The organism is Enterococcus sp. (genome assembly GCF_032555305.1).
GTDB lineage: Bacteria > Bacillota > Bacilli > Lactobacillales > Enterococcaceae > Enterococcus_A.
In genome coordinates this window covers 19,131-34,569 of the sequence record NZ_JAWGOQ010000022.1, presented here as the reverse complement: position 1 = coordinate 34,569, position 15,439 = coordinate 19,131, and the positions used below count along the sequence as shown (strand labels likewise).

Genomic DNA, 15,439 nt, shown 5'->3' with positions numbered 1-15,439 from the left:
AAGTCTGGAGGCAGCATCTTTATGATGTTGCCTCTTTTAATGAGAAAATGGAGATTCTCTAGCGACTTTCTTTTATTAATCGGACGCTTTAGGTATAATTCAAATGAGAGAATTATTTTTCTGAAAAGAGGGGACCATTTGGGAATTATTGAGCAAATTATTGTTTTTATTTTTATCGTCAACTTGGTAGGGGCGATTATCACCGTATTTCGTAAACCCAGGAACATTACGACTATCTGGGCTTGGTTACTGACGTTAATTTTTTTACCCGTCATTGGCTTTTTGATTTATGCTTTTTGCGGTCGCGGTATCGATGGGGAAACGATGTATCTTTTTGATCAAGAGGATGAAGATCGGGTAAAGGAAATTAATGAAATAATCCAACAAGACAATCGACACGTGGATTATAATGAACCGGATCAACTGTATCCAGCAGCAACAGCATTGGTAAAATATTTTAAAAATTTAGATGAGTCTCCTTTGGCGATTCGAAATGAATTGGAATTTTTTCTAGATGGAACAGAGAAATTCGAGCGTCTTTTTAAAGATTTACGGGAAGCTCAAAGTACGATTCATGTCGAGTATTATGCGTTTTTTAATGATCGAATCGGCAATCGTTTTATGCGCATTTTAGAGGAGAAGGCCGCTGAAGGTGTAGAAGTACGAATGATCTATGATCCATGGGGGTCGCCCAAAACAAATAAACAGTTTTTTGAGACCTTGATTAAAAATGGCGGGAAAGTCGCTCCTTTTATCACCTCAAGAAATATTTTGGCCAAAACACGATTGAATTATCACTTGCATCGAAAAATTGTGGTGGTGGATGGACAGATCAGTTGGACAGGTGGGTTCAATGTGGGGGATCAGTATCTTGGGGAATCGAAACGATTTGGAAGATGGAGGGATACTCACGGAAGAATCGAAGGTACCGCAAGTTTTACCTTGCAGGAGATTTTTATTCGTGATTGGAATGCTTCTGTTAAAGATAAAGCTGATCGGATGAGCTATTTGCCAGAGTATTTTGTTCTACCACAAAAACACATTAAAAAAGGAGTTGCTATGCAAATCGTTGCGGATGGACCTGATTCCAGTGAACAGATTATCAAGGATGGATTTGTTCGTATGATCTTAGCGGCTGAAAAAAGTGTCTGGATACAGAGCCCATATCTTGTTCCAGACGAAACAATGATTTCTGCTATTTTAATCGCTGTTCGTTCAGGAATTGATGTCCGTATAATGATTCCAAATATGCCAGATCATCCTTTCATTTATCGGGCAACCCAATATTATGCAAACTATCTACATCAAAGAGGCGTAAAAATTTACCACTATGCAGATGGCTTTCTCCATTCTAAAACCGTTGTTGTAGACGATGAGCTAGCAAGTTTTGGATCAACCAATCAAGATATTCGCAGCTACGAATTGAACTTTGAAGTCAGCAGCTTTATTTACGATCCAGAGATCGCACAGCAATTTAGACAAATATTTGAGGAAGATATGAAAGATTGTATCTTGTTAACAGATGAAATGATCGCAAATCAATCCTACTGGTTGAATTTCAAACAGCGGTTCTCACGCTTGTTATCACCTGTTTTATAATTTTTTTCGCAAACCTTGGCGGGCAAGATTGTCCGCCCCTTTATTTTTTGCTTCAGGAATCCATTGAAGTACTAATAAGGGAAATTGTGAAGCTAATTCATTAAACTCTGATAAATATGGCAGGAAGAGCTTGTTTTTTGTCTGCCTTTGGTCTAAAATTTTTATTGCAGTTTTACTATCAGAATAGAGTAAAATCGTTTGATCATTCAACTTATGATCAATCAAATAATTTAAAGCATAGAGAATCACAGCCAATTCAGCTTGATGATTATTCGTCTCTGTTAGTGAGATAGAAACTTGTTTTTGCTCTTCAGAAATAATTAGAATGCCACCGCCGCTTTTTTCCGTGTTCGTGGCTGCATCTGTGTAAACTTTTAACATAATGACCATCCTTTTTTAGAGTAGGAGTATATGAATGAATAAAAAACGCTATTTTTGGCAACCAGAGCTGTCAATCAGTATTATATATTGGTCGTTGACTCTGATTGTTCTTTTTTATGGGTTGATTCTGACATTGGAAAAAACTCATCCGTATTTGCAAGGAAACATAGTCATCGGAATATCTATTTTATTTGCAATTGTGGGACTCCATCGCTATTTAAACATTGATGAATCTGGGATAAGAGTTCGTTACGCGCGCCTTTGGCGACGAGAGACGCTTCTGCGAGAACATATCGATTATTTGAGCCCGTGTAAAGACGGAGTAATCATTCAGCGCAAAGGACTCAGCGGGGCATCTTTCCATTTTGCTATGACCAAAAAGAAAAGAACAGCATTTATTAAAGATTTTACAGCCTTTTATCCTGAAATTGAAGTCAAAGAAAACGAAAAGACCAGCCATGACTGATCTTTTCGTTTATTTCTTCTTAACATGAGCCGCTTGAATACCGCGAGCACCTTCCACAATTACAAATTCAACTTCGTCACCGGGATCCAAGGTTTTGAATCCTTCCTCCTCAATAGCAGTGAAGTGAACAAAAACTTCTTGATTTTCTTCATAGGCAATAAAGCCATAACCTTTTTTCTCATCAAACCATTTAACAATGCCACTATTCATTACACAACACCCCTTTGCAATTGCTGGTTTTATTATACGTGATGAAAACAAAAATTGCGAATCAATAAGATTGATGATTCTAAGTGCTGTTTTTCTTTAAAGAATTCGTTATAATACAAATGAACGAATAAAAAAGTGTATTTTTCTGAGTAACGTTCGGGAAAGGGAGTTTTTATGAAAACTGATATCGAAATATCTCAAGCAACGACTTTAAAACCAATAACTGAGGTCGCAGAAAAAATCAACTTATCTTTTGATGATTTAGAATTGCATGGTAAATATAAGGCAAAGATCGAATTTGATGCTTTAGAACAAATGAAAAAAAATCCTGAAGGAAAATTGATTTTAGTGACCTCTATTAATCCAACACCAGCTGGAGAAGGAAAATCGACAGTCACAATCGGTTTAGGCGACGCATTAAATAAAATTGGTAAGAAAACAGTAATTGCACTACGAGAACCTTCTTTAGGACCAGTAATGGGGATTAAGGGTGGTGCAACAGGCGGTGGTTATGCTCAGGTATTGCCGATGGAAGATATCAATCTACACTTCACAGGTGATATGCATGCAATCACGACAGCGAATAATGCACTATCCGCCTTGCTGGACAATCACATTCATCAAGGAAATCAATTGAAAATTGATGCTCGTCGCGTAATCTGGAAGCGTGTTGTAGATTTGAACGACCGTGAACTTCGTCATATCACTGTTGGGCTAGGTGGGCCGGTGAATGGAGTGCCTCGTGAAGATGGTTTTGATATCACAGTTGCCAGCGAAATCATGGCTATTTTATGCCTTGCGACAGGTATTGAGGACTTAAAACGTCGTTTGTCAAATATTGTGGTAGCATACACATTTGATCGCGAGCCAGTGACCGTTGGCGACTTGAACGTAGAGGGTGCATTAGCACTTGTATTAAAAGATGCACTTAAGCCTAACTTAGTACAAACGATATATCAAACGCCTGCTTTTGTGCATGGCGGACCATTTGCGAATATTGCACACGGCTGTAATAGTATTCTAGCCACGAGAGCTGCTTTACATTGCGGTGATTACGTTGTGACAGAGGCTGGCTTTGGCGCAGACCTTGGTGGTGAAAAATTCTTAGATATCAAAGTACCAAGCTTAGGTAAAGCCCCGGATGCTGTAGTGATTGTTGCTACAATCCGTGCGTTGAAGATGCATGGTGGTGTAGCGAAAACGGACTTAAGTGCAGAAAATCTTGATGCGTTAAGAGATGGCTTCAGTAACTTAGCTAAACACATTCGCAATATGCGGAAATACGGTTTGCCAGTAGTTGTCGCAATCAACGAGTTTATCAGTGATACTGATAAGGAGATTTCACTGTTAAAAGAACTTTGCCAGCAAGAAGATGTCAAAGTTGAGTTAGCCAGTGTTTGGGAAAAAGGGCCAGATGGCGGCATTGATCTAGCCAATACACTTGTAGATACAATCGCAAACGAAGAGAGCAATTACCATTCGATCTTCAGCAGAGATCATGATGATTTAAATGAGAAGGTCGAAACGATCGTTCGTGAAATTTATGGCGGAAATGAAGTTATCTATAGTAAGAAAGCAGAGCAACAGTTAGCAAGTTTCAAAAAATATGGTTGGGACCGCCTGCCTGTATGTATGGCAAAGACGCAATACTCATTATCTGATGATCCAAGTAAATTGGGAGCACCGATCGATTTTGATGTAACAATCCGCGAATTCGTACCAAAAATTGGAGCGGGCTTTATAGTCGCATTGACAGGTGATGTGATGACGATGCCTGGATTGCCGAAAAAACCAGCTGCCTTAAACATGGATGTTGATGAAAAAGGTAATGCTATAGGCTTGTTCTAAAATACAAAAAGGAGTAAATACTCATTTCACTGAGTGTTTGCTCCTTTTTTGCATATTCAAAAGCTTATTTTGCATAATATATCGAAAATATGCAAAATTATTTATAAAAAACCATTGACTTGTATAAACACTACACGTATAATCGTCAGAAATAGTAGTATTCTAATCGTATTATTATACAAATGCAAGGAGGGGTTAATTTGAAAGTTTCGATTATCGGAGTGACAGGCTATAGCGGGGTTGAACTGGTGCGAATACTGTTGCAACACCCCAAAGTAGAAATTAGTTCCATTCACAGTTATTCTCAAAACGGCAAAGATATAAATGAATATTTGCCTCACTTAAATCGACTGTTAGACCTCCCTTTGGAACCAATTGATTCAAAAAAAATCATGGAGCAATCAGACCTAGTCTTTTTCGCTACTCCATCAGGTATTTCTAAGGAGATTGCCACCGCATTTGTGCAGGCGGATTTTCCAGTGATTGATCTTTCTGGAGATTTTCGATTAAAAACAGACGGACAATATGAAAAATGGTATAAAAATTCAAGTGCGCCATTTGAAATCTTACAAAGTGCACACTATGGACTGGCTGATTTTTATTCAGAACCATCTTCTAAACTGATTGCTAACCCAGGGTGTTACGCTACTGGTACATTGCTATCACTAGCTCCGCTGGTTAAACAGGAAGTTGTCGAGACAGATTCAATCATTGTTGATGCAAAATCGGGGCTGTCTGGTGCAGGGAAGAATTTATCAGAATCTAGCCATTTCGTGAATAGCAATGAAAACATGACACTGTATAAGATGAACAGTCATCAGCATATTCCAGAAATCATGCAGCAATTGAAAATGTGGAATGAAAAAATTCCAGCTATTCAGTTTTCTACTTCGTTGATTCCCGTCACACGAGGTATCTTTATTACGACATATGCTCGTAGTAAAGAAAAATTAACGCAAAAAAAGGTTTTAGAATTATTCAAAAGCTTCTATGAAAAGAAACCATTTGTTCGAGTTCAAGACCAAGACGTCTATCCAAATTTACGTCAGATTGTAGGTTCAAATTTCTGTGATATTGGAGTCGCTTATAATGAGGTAACGAATATCATCACCGTGGTTACTGTATTGGATAATTTAGTTAAGGGCGCCGCTGGACAAGCTGTTCATAATTTAAACCATCTAGCAGGCTGGCCTGAAACTACTGGATTAAATCTAGTACCAATTTATCCATAAAAAATGTTGGAGTGTGAAAAATATGCAAATTATAGATGGAACAATCGCCAGTCCAAAAGGCTTTAGTGCTGCTGGCTTACATGTTGGATTAAAAAAAGAAAAAAAAGATCTAGGAGTAATCTATTCAGAGATCCCTGCTAACGCAGCAGCAGTATACACGACAAACCAAGTCAAAGCAGCTCCGATTTTTGTAACTAAGGAAGCTATGAAAGATTCAAAGATTCAAGCAGTGGTCGTCAATTCTGGAATCGCGAATGCTTGTACTGGAAAACTTGGAATGGAAAACGCACAAACAATGCAGAGTTTAGCTGCATCACATTTGCAGGTTGCTAAAGAAGATGTAGCAGTCGCTTCCACCGGTGTAATTGGCAAACAATTACCCATGGAGATTATCGAAGAAGGAATTAGTAGAGTCGATTTGCAAACGCAAGAATCTTATGCATTTCACGAAGCGATTTTGACAACTGATACTGCAACGAAGGAAATTGTCGTTACTGAAGAAATCAATGGTCAAATAATCACAATGGCTGGCGTAGCTAAAGGGTCCGGTATGATTCATCCTAACATGGCTACGATGTTGGCATTTATTACGACTGATGCTCAAATATCGGAGGAACTACTTCAGGAAGTTTTGGCTGACAAAACTGAAACAACCTTCAATCAGATCACAGTCGATGGAGATACTTCTACGAATGATATGGTCCTAGTTCTAGCTAACGGTCTAGCCGAAAATCCTATGATTGAGAAAAATACTGAAGCTCATGAAAAATTTATTTCGATGTTCCAATTAGTCAGTGAAACATTGGCCAAGAAAATTGCAAAAGACGGAGAAGGTGCAACTAAGTTAATTGAGGCACAAGTTGTGGGAGCACTCAACGGCAGTGAAGCTCGATTAGTCGCAAAAAAAGTGGTTGGTTCAAGTTTAGTGAAAACGGCTATGTTCGGTGAGGACCCAAATTGGGGAAGAATCATTTGTGCAGTGGGTTATGCAGGTTCACATACAGATCCAGAAAAGATCGATATGTGGATCGGTAATCAGCAGTTGTTGAAAAACAGCCAGCCTCAAGATTTCGATGAAGTAATAATGAAGCAAACTTTAGAAAAAGAAAAAATTAATATTACTGTCGATTTGAATATTGGTGAACAATGTGGAAAGGCTTGGGGTTGCGATCTAACTTATAAATATGTCGAGGTAAATGCATTGTATCATACGTAAAAGCAGCGCACTCACATTGTAGTGAAATGATCAGTATGAAATAAGGAGCGAAATACTATGGGGAAAATAGTCGTAAAAATTGGTGGCGTAGCCAGCGATAATTTAACAGAAAGTTTTTTTGAACAAATTGAGTTATGGCAATCATACGGTCATGAGATAATTATCGTTCATGGCGGAGGCTACTATATTACTGAGATGATGGAACGTTTGAACATTCCTGTCATGATTAAGGACGGCTTGCGTGTGACAACCGAGCAGGCACTAAAAGTAACTCAGATGGTTTTAATCGGACAAGTTCAGCCGACTATTACGACGCTATTTCAACAACAAGGATTTGGAACAATCGGCCTTAATGCTTCAAGTGACAATATGATTCAAGGAACTTTTATTGATCAAAATAAATTGGGGTATGTAGGTGAAATCACTGAAATCAATCCAGCTGCTATAGAAGGTGTGTTGCATAAGAATTATATTCCAATAATCGCTCCCTTGGGAATGACTGAAACAGGTCAATGGCTAAATATTAATGCCGATGATACCGCCTGTAAAATCGCGGAAGCTGTTGATGCTGATGCCTTGTATTTGTTAACGGATGTACCTGGTGTCAAACAAGCAGATGAATGGCTAGAAAAAATTTCTACTAATGAAGTAGAACAGTTGAAGGTTGATAAAGTAATTACTGGAGGAATGATACCAAAATTAGATAGCGCTGTTGATGCTTTAGAAAATGGTGTCTCAGAAGTCCATATTACAAATTGTATTGAAAGTGCAGGTACTGTGATCGTAAAGGAGGGGGTCTTCGCATGAGTTACTTGTTTCCAAATTATGCACGGGATACCATTGACCTAGTCGCTGGTTCTGGCAGTTATGTTCAGGATCAAAACGGGACGAACTATTTGGATTTTATGAGCGGGATCGCTGTAAGTAATCTAGGACACAACAATCCTATAGTCATGGAAGCTCTATTCGAACAGGCGGATAAAATCTGGCATAGCTCTAATTTGTATTCTAATCACTTACAAGAACAAGTCGCCGAAAAGCTAACTATGGGAAAGGATTATTTGGCATTTTTCTGTAATAGCGGTACTGAAGCCAATGAAGCAGCTATCAAACTAGCCCGAAAAGCTACTGGTCGATCCACAATCCTTAGTTTTGAGCAGTCATTCCACGGAAGAACATATGGTGCGTTGAGTGCTACAGGTCAGCCTGCTTTACAAGAGGGTTTCTATCCAATTGTCGAAGGCTTTGACTATCTTCCTTATAATCAGCTAGGTCCCTTGAAAGAAAAGTTGGATGATAGTGTAGCAGCTGTAATGCTGGAAGTTATTCAAGGAGAAGGCGGTATTATTCCGGCAGATAAGGAATGGCTCCAAGCTGTTGCGAAATTATGTAAAGAAAATGACAGTTTATTGATCATAGATGAGATTCAAACAGGTATGGGAAGAACAGGAACCTTTTATGCTTTTGAGGATTATCAGATCGAACCAGACATTATTACAATCGCTAAAGCTTTAGCGAATGGCATTCCAGTTGGGGCGATGATAGGAAAAAGTAAGCTGGCTAAAGCTTTTGGACCTGGTTCTCATGGAACTACGTTTGGCGGTAATAATCTGGCGATGAAGGTTGCTAATGCAGTAATTAGAGAAATCAATCAACAGGAATTTCTTTCAAGTGTTGCAGCTAAAGGAAATTATCTGATGGAGGAACTATCCAAGTTAATTGAAAAATCCGATAAGGTCATCGCCGTACGAGGTAAAGGATTGATGATTGGGGTTGAGCTTTCTTCACCTGAAACATTGCAGGTTGTTATCCAACAATTGAAAGAGCAGAGATTATTAGCTATCAAAGCAGGAAAGAGTGTTTTACGATTGTTGCCACCGCTGACAATTAGTCAGTCAGAATTGGAGCAAGGTTTGGAAATAATCAGCAAAGTTATCTTGAATGATATGTAGAGAATGTGCCGAAAGTTTTTTTCGGGGCATTTTTTTTGAATCAGGCGATTACTTTATAAGCTTTTTTCAAAGTCTCGGGCTTTCCATAAGGCCTTTTTTCACTTATACTGAAGTTATCAGATTTTTTAGTAAAGAAAAGGAGCTACCCAGTGGGAGAACGGGCAGATATTTTTTTAAGTACCTTTAATCGAATTGAAAAAGAATTAAAACGTCAATTAGGTAATCCAACAAATATGAGCTTCAGCGAGGCAGTGCGACGCTTATCAAAACGACGTGATAATGTGATAGGCGGCAGCGAAAATGATTTGTTGCAGCTAGCTCAATTACGCAATGCTATCGTACATGATCAAGTGGCGGATGATTTCATTATCGCTGAACCGAATGAGTGGGCAGTCAAACGAATTCAAGAAATTGAAGAAGGTCTATTACGTCCAGAAAAGGTATTACCGCGATTCGGGAAAAAAGTTACTGGTTTTGAACGTAATTTGCCATTAGTAGATATAATGAAAATCATTACGGAAAAGCGTTTTTCACAGTTTCCGGTATATGATTCTGGTACGTTCATGGGCTTGATAACTTTACGGACAATTGGATTTTATTTTGCACAAGCAAGCCTGAATGGATCAGTCAGTCTTAAAGGGAGAGTGGCTGAGGATTTATTGTTGGGAAATGGGAAGCGAGCAAATTTTAAATTCGTTTCCGCTGATACAAAAGTTTCTGAGGTAGAAAAAATGTTTCAGACAGAAGCCATTTTAGAAGCTATTTTAATTACAAAAAATGGCAACTCGGATGGTAATTTGCTGGGGATTATTCGGCCACGGGATATTTATAGTCAAGAAGGGGAGCAGTAAGCTTGTTATTTATTTATTTATTATTAAGCACGGGAATCATCGTGCTTGATCAATGGTTCAAATGGTGGATCGTCAGTCAATATAGCTTCGGTGACAGTCAAACAATCATTCCAAATATTCTATCATTGACACATATTCGCAATACCGGCGGTGCTTTTAGTTTATTTGAGGGACAGCAGGTCTTTTTTATTGTCATCACGGTCGTTGCGGTCATTGCAGTGATCTATTATTTAGTGAAACACTTACACGAGAGCAAATGGCTGACCTTGGGTTTAAGCTTTTTTTTAGCAGGAGCGATTGGTAATTTCATTGATCGTTTCCGTTTAGGTTATGTCGTGGATATGTTCCGCTTGGATTTTATCAACTTTCCGATTTTTAATATCGCTGACATGGCTTTAGTCGTTGGTGTCATCATGATTTTTATTTATATTCTATTAGATGAGAGAGACAAGAAAAATGAATAATCAAATTGAAGTAATAATAAAAAAAGAAACCGGACGGATCGATAAGGTTTTAAACGAACGATTAGCTGACTATTCCCGTTCACAGATCCAACAATGGATCAAAGATCAACATGTTTCTATCGATGGCAAAGTTATTAAAGCAAACTACAAAGTAAATGCTGGTGATCGCATTTTGATCGAGATTCCTGAACCAGAAGAGTTGGATCTCGTTCCAGAAAACCTTGATTTAGATATTGTTTATGAAGACGATGATGTAGTTATAGTAAACAAACCACAAGGCATGGTGGTCCATCCTTCAGCTGGTCATCCACAAGGGACATTGGTCAACGGATTATTGTATCAAATCAAGAGTTTGTCAACCATCAATGACGTGATTCGTCCAGGGATTGTTCACCGAATCGACAAGGACACCTCTGGATTGTTGATGGTAGCAAAAAATGACCGAGCACATGAAGCGTTAGCGAAGCAATTGAAAGATAAAACTTCTCTGAGAAAATATGTCGCATTGGTTCATGGAGAGATTCCTCACGAGAAAGGTCGGATTGAAGCTCCGATTGGTCGTTCGAAGGTTAATCGTAAGATGCAAGCCGTGATTGAAGACGGCAAACCGGCTGTGACACATTTCGAAGTCTTGAAGCGTTTTGATGGTTTCACATTGATCGAGTTACAGTTAGAAACCGGGCGGACGCACCAGATCAGAGTCCACATGCAATATATCGGTTACCCAGTTGCCGGCGATCCTTTATACGGACCAAAGAAAACCTTGAAGGGCAATGGGCAATTTTTACATGCGAAATTATTAGGCTTTGAACATCCGACAACCGGCGAGATGATGGTCTTTGAAGCACCGCTGCCAGAAATTTTCAAAAAAACTTTGAAGCAGTTAAAAGAAAAAGATTGATTTCTTAAATAAGGAATAGTATAGTGTCTGTAGTAAGAAATAAATAACTAAATAGTAATCCTTTAAGAGTAGTCCCGTGAGGCTAAGAAGGAAGTAGATAGTGATTTGGACTGGGTGCGCCTAGGTGAACACTATCATTTTGACGAAGTCGATAACATTCCTCCTACCTAACTACGGGTAGGAGTTTTTTTATTGGAAAATTTAAGGAGGAGACAGGATGCATAAAAAAGAAGTTGTAGATGAGGTAACAATGAAACGGGCATTGACTCGAATCACTTATGAGATCATCGAACGAAATAAAGGAGTTCAAGATATCGTCTTGATTGGGATTAAAACCCGCGGGATTTTTATTGCCCAACGAATTGCTGAACGTTTAAAACAACTGGAGCACATCGATGTACCAGTTGGAGAACTAGATATCACGTTGTATCGAGATGATGTGGATGTAGCAGAAGCTGAACCAGAATTGCATTCTTCAGACATTCCTTTCTCAATCGAGGGCAAGGAAGTGATCTTAGTTGACGATGTATTGTTCACCGGCAGAACGATTCGCGCAGCGCTAGATGCTGTCATTGACTTAGGACGTCCAAACCGTATCTCATTAGCCGTTCTAGTTGACCGCGGTCATCGTGAATTACCAATCCGCGCGGATTATGTTGGAAAAAATATTCCAACAGCATTAACGGAAGAGATCGTCGTTGAAATGGAAGAAAATGACGGACAAGATCGCATCTTAATTCAAAAAGAAGACTAATTAGACAACTGTTTAGATACTAGAAAGAGGAAGTTTCATGCAAGAGTTTCATAATGATGACGTTGTTTTAGATATCCACGACCGCCCAAGTGCAGGACACTGGGTAGGCTTAAGTATTCAACATTTATTCACCATGTTTGGCGCGACTGTATTGGTACCGATCTTAGTTGGAATCAATCCGAGTATTGCACTGGTTAGTTCAGGGCTAGGAACACTGGTCTACCTAACTGTAACCAAAGGTAAAATACCTGCTTACTTAGGCAGCAGCTTCGCCTTTATCGCGGCGATGAAATTATTGATGAAGAGTGATGGATACCCAGCAGTCGCCCAAGGCGCTTTGACTTGCGGCTTGGTTTACCTGATCGTTTCCTTCATTATTAAAAAAATCGGCTCTGGCTGGCTGGACAAAATCTTACCGCCAATCGTCGTTGGACCCGTTGTAATGGTTATCGGCTTAGGATTAGCCAGCAACGCCGCACAGAACGCCATGTATAACAATGGCGAATACAGCTTTAAGTATGTGTTAGTCGCTTTGCTTACTTTAGCCTTAACGATTTTCTTCAATATGTTCTTCACCGGATTTTTGGGCTTGATCCCAATCTTATTAGGAATTGTTGGTGGGTATGTGACAGCAATGATCTTCGGCATCATTGACTATCAACCGATCATCGACGCAAAATGGTTGGCAATGCCCGCTTTCAGCGTACCATTTGCTACTTACCAGCCAAAACTGTACGTAAATGCAATTACCACGATGGCGCCCATCGCTTTTGTCACTATGACTGAGCATATCGGTCACTTGATGGTCTTGAACAAGCTAACAAAACGCAACTTCTTCGAAGATCCTGGTTTGGATCGTACCTTGATGGGCGATGGATTAGCACAAATCGTCGCAGGTTTAGTTGGCGGACCGCCAGTAACCAGTTATGGCGAAAACATCGGTGTCCTTGCAATCACTCGCGTACACAGCGTGTTCGTTATCGGCGGTGCAGCAGTCTTCGCAGTCTTACTAGGATTTGTCGGCAAACTCAGTGCCTTGATCTTAAGTATCCCGGGGCCGGTGATCTCAGGTATCAGCTTCATCTTGTTCGGAGTCATCGCAGCCAGCGGATTGAAAATCTTAATTGAAAACAAAATTGACTTTGATAAGAAAAAGAATCTATTGATTGCTTCAACCATCCTTGTCATCGGTATTGGCGGTTTGGTTTTTGAAGCGGGGACCTTCACCTTATCTGCCATGGCATTAGCCACAGTTTTAGGAATTATCTTGAACTTAATCTTGCCGGAACAGGCACGTAGCGAGAAATAATCACTTTATCTAGGAATTAAAGGAGGAAATTTCATGATCATCCAGTCTGAAGAGATCAGTCTGAAACATTTATTGACCGTCGAAGCTCTAACCGATCAAGAGGTAATGGGACTGATTCGCCGAGCGCAGCAGTTTAAACAAGGTGCGCGCTGGACACCCCATAAGGACCAATACTTTGTCTCTAATCTTTTCTTTGAAAACAGCACCCGGACCCATAAAAGTTTTGAAGTCGCTGAGAAAAAACTCGGACTTGATGTGATTGATTTTGACGCCAAAACCAGCTCGGTTCAAAAGGGCGAGACATTGTACGATACTGTGTTAACAATGTCGGCACTTGGTGTTGATGTCGCAGTGATTCGTCACGGGGATGAAAATTACTACGATGAATTAATTCAAAGCAAAACGATTCAATGCTCCATCGTCAACGGCGGGGACGGCAGCGGTCAACATCCAACGCAATGCCTGCTTGATCTAATGACAATTTATCAGGAGTTTGGTCGTTTTGCTGGATTGAAAGTTGCCATCGCAGGTGATATTACTCACTCGAGAGTGGCAAAATCTAACATGCAAATGCTGAAACGCCTAGGTGCAGAAGTGTTCTTTTCCGGACCGGAAGAATGGTATGACGAAAGCTTTGATGTCTACGGCACCTACCGTCCTCTGGATGAGCTTGTACCTGAGGTGGATGTCATGATGCTCTTAAGAGTACAGCACGAACGGCATGATGGACAGGAAAGCTTTTCGAAAGAAGAGTACCATCAAAAATACGGGTTAACGATTGAACGCGGGAAACAATTAAAGGAAAAAGCGATCATCATGCATCCGGCACCTGTGAACCGTGATGTCGAAATTGCAGACAGTTTAGTTGAAAGCTTACAATCACGAATCGTTCCGCAAATGACCAATGGTGTCTATATTCGGATGGCTATTTTAGAAGCAGTACTTAATGGAAAAGCGTAAAGGGGCAGATAATATGAAAACATTAATTAAAAATGGAAAGATCGTAACAAAAGACAATCAAACAATGGCATGTGACCTTTGGCTGGAAGACGGGATTATCGCCGGTATCGGCAAAGACTTTTCGGGCATTTCGTTTGATCAAGAGTACGACGCAAACAATCAATTAATCACACCAGGTTTAGTTGATGTTCATGTTCATTTACGAGAACCAGGCTTTACTTATAAAGAAACCATCAAGGATGGCTCAAAAGCGGCAGCTCGCGGCGGCTACACAACAGTCTGCGCGATGCCGAATCTTGATCCAGTTCCTGACACCGTCGAAAAATTCAACGATGTAAAAGCGATTATTGATAAGGATGCAGTCGTAAAAGTCCATCAATACGCACCGATTACAGAAGAGCTTCGCAGCGAAACCTTAACCGATCAAAAAGGCTTGAAAACAGCCGGCGCCTTCGCCTTCACGAACGATGGAGTAGGGGTACAAACAGCTGGAACCATGTATCTAGCCATGAAGGAAGCCGCGGAAAATAATATGGCGCTAGTCGCTCACACCGAAGATGAATCCTTATTATTCGGCGGCGTGATGCATCACGGAAAAATCAGCGAAAAGCTCGATTTACCAGGGATTTTAAGCGCGACTGAATCTTCGCAAATCGCTAGAGACTTGATCTTAGCAGAAGAAACCGGAGTTCACTACCATGTTTGCCACGTTTCTACTAAAGAAAGCGTTCGTGTCATCCGCGACGCGAAGAAAGCCGGTGTACATGTTACCGCAGAAGTTTCTCCGCATCACTTGATCTTAGTCGATGAAAATATTCCAGAGGATCACGGCTACTGGAAAATGAATCCACCGTTACGCGGGGTGGAGGATCGCGAAGCCTTGATCGAAGGTTTGCTTGACGGTACGATCGACTGTATCGCAACCGACCATGCACCTCACGGCTTCGAAGAAAAAAATCAAAGCTTCTTGAAATCACCATTCGGAATCGTTGGCAGTGAAACAGCCTTCCAATTAATCTATACACACTTTGTTGAAACAGAACGCTTTACTTTAGAACAAGTAATTGATTGGATGGCAGTCAAGCCAGCAGAAATTTTCGGAATGACGGTGGGAACCTTAAACATTGGTCAGCCAGCGGACATCGCGGTATTTGACCTGAGTCACGAAGAAAAAATCGATGACAAAAAATTTGCTTCATTAGGAGTGAACACGCCCTTCACTGGCTGGCCGGTCAAGGGTGCGACACTGATGACCTTCGTGGATGGTCAGTTGGTATACAACAAGGAGGACTAAGA

At 40.2% G+C, this 15,439-nt stretch carries 16 protein-coding genes; 14 read left to right on the top strand and 2 right to left on the bottom strand.

All coding sequences use genetic code 11. The features are described from left to right. Positions 1–138 precede the first annotated feature (138 nt). The gene (cls, locus tag E6139_RS15425) at positions 139–1,599 is read left to right on the top strand and encodes a cardiolipin synthase (RefSeq protein WP_316404036.1); all 1,461 of its coding nucleotides are present in this window, start codon (positions 139–141) and stop codon (positions 1,597–1,599) included. Here cls and E6139_RS15420 read toward each other — a convergent pair. Beyond that, on the bottom strand, positions 1,594–1,980 hold the full coding sequence (locus E6139_RS15420; protein WP_316404034.1) for a ribonuclease HI family protein: 387 nt from the start codon (positions 1,978–1,980) through the stop codon (positions 1,594–1,596). The two genes, cls and E6139_RS15420, sit on opposite strands and share 6 nt — an antisense overlap. Positions 1,981–2,014: 34 nt before the next feature. On the opposite strand from E6139_RS15420, the gene E6139_RS15415 reads away from it, so the two are divergent. Continuing rightward, the gene (locus tag E6139_RS15415; protein ID WP_316404033.1) at positions 2,015–2,446 is read left to right on the top strand and encodes an EbsA family protein; all 432 of its coding nucleotides are present in this window, start codon (positions 2,015–2,017) and stop codon (positions 2,444–2,446) included. A 9-nt stretch (positions 2,447–2,455) separates the two neighbouring features. Here the strand turns inward: E6139_RS15415 and E6139_RS15410 are convergent, their stop codons facing one another. Beyond that, on the bottom strand, positions 2,456–2,656 hold the full coding sequence (locus E6139_RS15410) for a cold shock domain-containing protein (protein ID WP_316404032.1): 201 nt from the start codon (positions 2,654–2,656) through the stop codon (positions 2,456–2,458). A gap of 174 nt (positions 2,657–2,830) precedes the next feature. Between E6139_RS15410 and E6139_RS15405 the strand changes: the two genes are divergently transcribed. The 12 genes from E6139_RS15405 (at position 2,831) to E6139_RS15350 (ending at position 15,437) form a co-directional block, all read left to right on the top strand. Further along, positions 2,831–4,504 carry a formate--tetrahydrofolate ligase gene (locus tag E6139_RS15405; RefSeq protein ID WP_316404030.1) on the top strand — a complete coding sequence of 558 codons (1,674 nt, stop codon included), beginning with the start codon at positions 2,831–2,833 and terminating at the stop codon, positions 4,502–4,504. A 200-nt stretch (positions 4,505–4,704) separates the two neighbouring features. Beyond that, positions 4,705–5,736 (top strand): N-acetyl-gamma-glutamyl-phosphate reductase, encoded by a 1,032-nt coding sequence (gene argC / locus E6139_RS15400; RefSeq protein ID WP_316404029.1) that lies wholly within the window; start codon positions 4,705–4,707, stop codon positions 5,734–5,736. A gap of 22 nt (positions 5,737–5,758) precedes the next feature. After that, on the top strand, positions 5,759–6,952 hold the full coding sequence (gene argJ / locus E6139_RS15395; protein WP_316404027.1) for a bifunctional ornithine acetyltransferase/N-acetylglutamate synthase: 1,194 nt from the start codon (positions 5,759–5,761) through the stop codon (positions 6,950–6,952). Positions 6,953–7,009: 57 nt separating this feature from the next. Continuing rightward, the gene (gene argB, locus E6139_RS15390; RefSeq protein WP_316404026.1) at positions 7,010–7,759 is read left to right on the top strand and encodes an acetylglutamate kinase; all 750 of its coding nucleotides are present in this window, start codon (positions 7,010–7,012) and stop codon (positions 7,757–7,759) included. Further along, positions 7,756–8,904 (top strand): acetylornithine transaminase, encoded by a 1,149-nt coding sequence (locus E6139_RS15385; protein ID WP_316404024.1) that lies wholly within the window; start codon positions 7,756–7,758, stop codon positions 8,902–8,904. Before argB ends, E6139_RS15385 begins: the two co-directional genes overlap by 4 nt. 149 nt (positions 8,905–9,053) lie before the next feature. After that, entirely contained in the window at positions 9,054–9,755 is a 702-nt protein-coding gene (locus E6139_RS15380; RefSeq protein WP_316404023.1) for a CBS domain-containing protein, read from the top strand. A gap of 2 nt (positions 9,756–9,757) precedes the next feature. Continuing rightward, positions 9,758–10,219 (top strand): signal peptidase II, encoded by a 462-nt coding sequence (gene lspA / locus E6139_RS15375; RefSeq protein ID WP_316404022.1) that lies wholly within the window; start codon positions 9,758–9,760, stop codon positions 10,217–10,219. After that, positions 10,212–11,120, top strand: coding sequence for an RluA family pseudouridine synthase (locus E6139_RS15370; protein WP_316404020.1), 909 nt, complete (start codon positions 10,212–10,214; stop codon positions 11,118–11,120). Before lspA ends, E6139_RS15370 begins: the two co-directional genes overlap by 8 nt. Before the next feature lie 217 nt (positions 11,121–11,337). Continuing rightward, positions 11,338–11,874: a bifunctional pyr operon transcriptional regulator/uracil phosphoribosyltransferase PyrR gene (pyrR, locus tag E6139_RS15365; protein WP_316404019.1), complete on the top strand. Its 537-nt coding sequence runs from the start codon at positions 11,338–11,340 to the stop codon at positions 11,872–11,874. Positions 11,875–11,911: 37 nt separating this feature from the next. After that, positions 11,912–13,183 (top strand): solute carrier family 23 protein, encoded by a 1,272-nt coding sequence (locus tag E6139_RS15360; protein WP_316404017.1) that lies wholly within the window; start codon positions 11,912–11,914, stop codon positions 13,181–13,183. 33 nt (positions 13,184–13,216) lie between these two features. Then, positions 13,217–14,143 carry an aspartate carbamoyltransferase catalytic subunit gene (locus E6139_RS15355; RefSeq protein WP_316404016.1) on the top strand — a complete coding sequence of 309 codons (927 nt, stop codon included), beginning with the start codon at positions 13,217–13,219 and terminating at the stop codon, positions 14,141–14,143. A gap of 13 nt (positions 14,144–14,156) precedes the next feature. Further along, on the top strand, positions 14,157–15,437 hold the full coding sequence (locus tag E6139_RS15350; RefSeq protein WP_316404015.1) for a dihydroorotase: 1,281 nt from the start codon (positions 14,157–14,159) through the stop codon (positions 15,435–15,437). Positions 15,438–15,439: the final 2 nt, after the last annotated feature.